Here is a 3,940-nt window from a genome sequence, read left to right as displayed (position 1 = left end):
CGGCGGCGGGCGACACGCCCGCTCCCGCCCCCGCTCCCGACGGCCGGATGTCCAGCCGGGCCGCGAGGCCCCTGGCCCCGTGGACCAGGTCGGGCCGGACCGCGACGACCGCGCCCACCGTGAGGGCTGTGATCGCCGCCTCCCCGATGCCGATCAGCACATGGACGCCGACCATGGCCGTGAAGACCTTGCCGATGGCGATGTCGGTGGTGCCGCCGAGCGCGTACAGGGCGGTGAAGACGACGGCCGCGGCGGGCACGGAGACCAGGGCCGCCACGAAGGACGCGGCGGTGACGCTGGAGCGGCGGCGCGGCAGCAGGGCCAGCAGCAGCCGGAAGAGGGCGTAGGCGACGACCGTCGTGGTCAGCGCCATGTCGGTGATGTTGACGCCGAGGGCGGTGAGCCCGCCGTCGGCGAAGAGCACGCCCTGCATCAGGAGCACCACGGAGATGCAGAGCACGCCCGTGTACGGGCCGACGAGTATCGCGGCCAGCGCGCCGCCCAGCAGATGGCCGCTGGTACCGGCCGCGACGGGGAAGTTGAGCATCTGGACGGCGAAGATGAACGCCGCGACGAGCCCGGCGAGGGGCGCGGTGCGTTCGTCGAGTTCGCGGCGGGCGCCGCGCAGGCTGGCCGCGACGGCCGCGGCGGCGACGGCGCCGGTCGCCAGGGATACGGGTGCGTCGATGAATCCGTCGGGCACATGCATGGCGGGACTCCGCTTCCGCCGGGCCGCGGCCCGGCTCTGCTCAGTCGTACGCTGCTCGGAGTGCGCTGTTCCTTCAGCCGGCACTTCAACCGGCACCGGCCCATGCACCGCCCGCCCGGAACGCGCCGCGTTCCGCATGGGAATCGCCCGATGACAGGGCCGGTCTGCGAAGGGCTCGCAAGAGCGTGAGTGACGCTGATGCACGCCTCTTGCTCACTCTGCCCACCGCCAGGGGTGGCGGACACCGGGATCACCCCAAATGCTGGGCGCGGGAGGTATCTCCATGACCACGGCCACCGCGCAGGCCCCCGCGGCCCCACCCGAGCTGAGCCGGCGCCGCACCAATCTCGTGTTCGTGACGATCGTGCTCGGCATGCTGCTGGCCGCGCTCGACCAGACCATCGTCTCGACGGCGCTGCCGACGATCGTCGCCGACCTGGGCGGCGGCGGGCACATGGCCTGGGTGGTGACGGCGTATCTGCTGGCCGAGACCGTCTCGACGGTGCTGGTCGGCAAGTTCGGCGACCTGTTCGGCCGGAAGCTCGTCTTCCAGCTCAGCGCGGTCGTCTTCGTCGGCGGCTCGATCCTGGCGGGCGCGGCCAACAGCATGCTGATGCTGGTGGCCGCCCGCGCGGTGCAGGGCATCGGCGGCGGCGGGCTCATGGTCACCGCGATGGCGCTGATCGCGGACGTCATCCCGCTGCGCGAGCGCGGCAAGTACCAGGGCGCGCTCGGCGCGGTCTTCGGCGTCACGACGGTCGTCGGGCCGACCCTGGGCGGCCTCTTCACCGACCACGCGACCTGGCGCTGGTGCTTCTACGTCAACATCCCGGTGGCCGTCGTGATGGTCGCGATGGCGGCCCGTACGATCCCGGCCGTACGCTCCGCCGTCCGCCCGCTCATCGACTACATGGGCATCGTCCTGGTCGCGCTCGGCGCGTCGGGGCTGGTGCTGGGGCTGGAGTGGGGCGGCAACGAGTACCCGTGGGGCTCGGGCGTCGTCATCGGGCTGTTCGCCGGTTCGGCGGTGCTGCTCACCGCGTTCGTCCTGGTGGAGCTGCGGGCGGCGGAGCCCATGCTCCCCATGCACCTCTTCCGCAACCCCGTCTTCACCGTCTGCTCCGTGCTCAGCTTCATCGTGGGCTTCGCGATGCTCGGCGCGATGACCTATCTGCCGACGTACCTCCAGTACGTGGACGGCGTGTCGGCCACGATGTCGGGCGTGCGGACGCTGCCGATGGTCGTCGGGCTGCTCGGCACGTCCATGCTCTCCGGACTCGTCGTCAGCCGTACGGGCCGGTACCGGATCTTCCCGATCGTCGGTACGGCCGTGATGGCGCTCGGCCTGTATCTGATGTCCACGATGGGGCGGACGACCGGCCCGTGGCTGGAGTCGCTGTACATGTTCGTGCTGGGCCTCGGCATCGGCCTGGCCATGCAGGTGCTGACGATCGCGGTGCAGAACACGGTCGCGTACCACGAACTGGGCTCGGCGACCTCCGGCGTCACGTTCTTCCGCACGCTCGGCAGTTCCTTCGGCACCGCCATCTTCGGCACCCTGTACAGCAACCGGCTGGGCCCCAATATCGAGTCGGCCCTCGCCAGGGTGCCCGGCGTGCCGGCCTCCGCCGTACAGAGCCCGCAGGGGCTGGCGAAACTGCCCGCCGCGCAGGCCAGGCCCATCGTCGACGCCTACGCCGACACCGTGAACTACGTGTTCCAGTGGGTGGTGCCGGTCGCGGTCGTCGGCTTCGTCGTCGCGTGGTTCCTGAAGGAGGTGCCGCTGCGCGACAGCGCGCGGGCCGGGGCGTCCGACATGGGCGAGGGGTTCGCCGCCCCCTCGTCGGCGGAGGCGGACCGGCAGCTGGAGTGGGCGGTGGCCGGCGTCATGCGCAAGGCCAAGGGCGGCCCGGTGAGCCGCCAGATCCTCGCCGAGTCCGGGTCCCGGCTCACCGCCGCGGAGGCGTGGACGCTGGGTCAGGTGCACTGGCGCGAACGGGTGGGCGCCGGGGCCACGCTCAGCTCCATCGCCGCGGCGCACCGGATGCCGCCGGAAGTCCTGGAACCGGCCTTCGCCCGCACAGCGCAGGGCGGCTACCTGCGGCTCTCCGCCGACCACCTCTCACTGACGACCGCGGGCGAGGAGGAACTCGCCCGCCTCGGCGCGGCGTGGCGCTCCTGGCTCGACGCCAACCTGGAGGACTGGGACATCACCGACCCCCAAGACCGGGCCCGCCTCGACCGAGCCCTCGACAACATGGCCGCCAAACTCCTCGAAGAGGCCACCCAGCAACGAGAACGAACGGCGGTGTAGCCATTCAGCCCGTCAGGGGGCACCTCCCAGCGGTAGCTGGGGGAGATTGAGGACAATGCGTTAACGCGCCCCCGAGCATCCACACCCGCCCAATCAAGCCCGTCCGGCGCTTGAGGACAAATCCCTTAACCCGTCAGCGAGCCGCCCGGCTCCCCGTATCCACAGGCTCCGAAGCCCGCGCAGCGGCATTGGCCGCGGAAGCCACCTGCTTCGCCGTCAGCACATACCCCGTCTCCGCATCCGCCGTAGACCGCGCGAACACCACCCCGTACACCTTCCCGTCCGTCGTCAGCAGCGGCCCGCCCGAGTTCCCGGGCCGGACCGTGGACCGCACGGGGTACACCTCGCGCGTGGTGACGCCGTCGCCGTAGATGTCCTGCCCGGTGGCGCGCACCTGCCCCGCGACGGTGGCGGCGCGCAGGTCGAGCCCGCCGTTCTCCGGGAAGCCCGCGACGACCGCGGGCTTGCCCCGGCTCGCGCTCTCGTCGAAGCGCAGGACGGGCGCGTGCATGCCCGGCACGTCCAGCACGGCGACGTCCGTCTTCGGGTCGAACTCCACCACCTTGGCGTGGTACGTACGGCCGACGCCCCCGATCCGTACGGTCGGGTCGCTCACCCCGGCCACCACGTGCGCGTTGGTCATGACATGGCCTTCGGCGTAGACGAAGCCGCTGCCTTCCTGACCGCGCTGCCCGCCGTCGACGTCGGCGATGCCCTCGACCTTGACCACGCTCTTCCGCGCGGCATTGCTCGCGGCCGGGGTGACGGCGTCGCCGGACGGCTTGGCGACGCCGGTGGCGGGCTCGTTCTCGAAGGGGTTGAAGACCTGCGGGAACCCGGCCCCGGACAGCGCGTCCGTGGTCCGGCTGAACCACGTCGGCGCCTGCTGCGGCATGGCCTTCTGTACCGAGCCGAGC

At 71.8% G+C, this 3,940-nt stretch carries 3 protein-coding genes; 1 reads left to right on the top strand and 2 read right to left on the bottom strand.

Features of this window, described 5'->3' with window-relative positions; all coding sequences use genetic code 11:
• Positions 1 to 709, bottom strand: a 709-nt coding sequence (locus ACFU99_RS36250; protein WP_384400667.1) for an energy-coupling factor ABC transporter permease, incomplete at its 3' end; no start/stop codon positions are given.
• 283 nt (positions 710 to 992) lie between these two features.
• On the opposite strand from ACFU99_RS36250, the gene ACFU99_RS36245 reads away from it, so the two are divergent.
• Positions 993 to 3,023, top strand: coding sequence for a DHA2 family efflux MFS transporter permease subunit (locus ACFU99_RS36245; RefSeq protein ID WP_384400664.1), 2,031 nt, complete (start codon positions 993 to 995; stop codon positions 3,021 to 3,023).
• A 133-nt stretch (positions 3,024 to 3,156) separates the two neighbouring features.
• Here the strand turns inward: ACFU99_RS36245 and ACFU99_RS36240 are convergent.
• Positions 3,157 to 3,940, bottom strand: a 784-nt coding sequence (locus ACFU99_RS36240) for a MarP family serine protease (RefSeq protein ID WP_384400661.1), incomplete at its 5' end; no start/stop codon positions are given.

This window comes from Streptomyces sp. NPDC057654 (genome assembly GCF_042800135.1).
Taxonomy (GTDB): domain Bacteria; phylum Actinomycetota; class Actinomycetes; order Streptomycetales; family Streptomycetaceae; genus Streptomyces.
The sequence above is the reverse complement of the archived record's forward strand: the minus strand, read 5'-3'. Positions and strand labels throughout refer to the sequence as shown.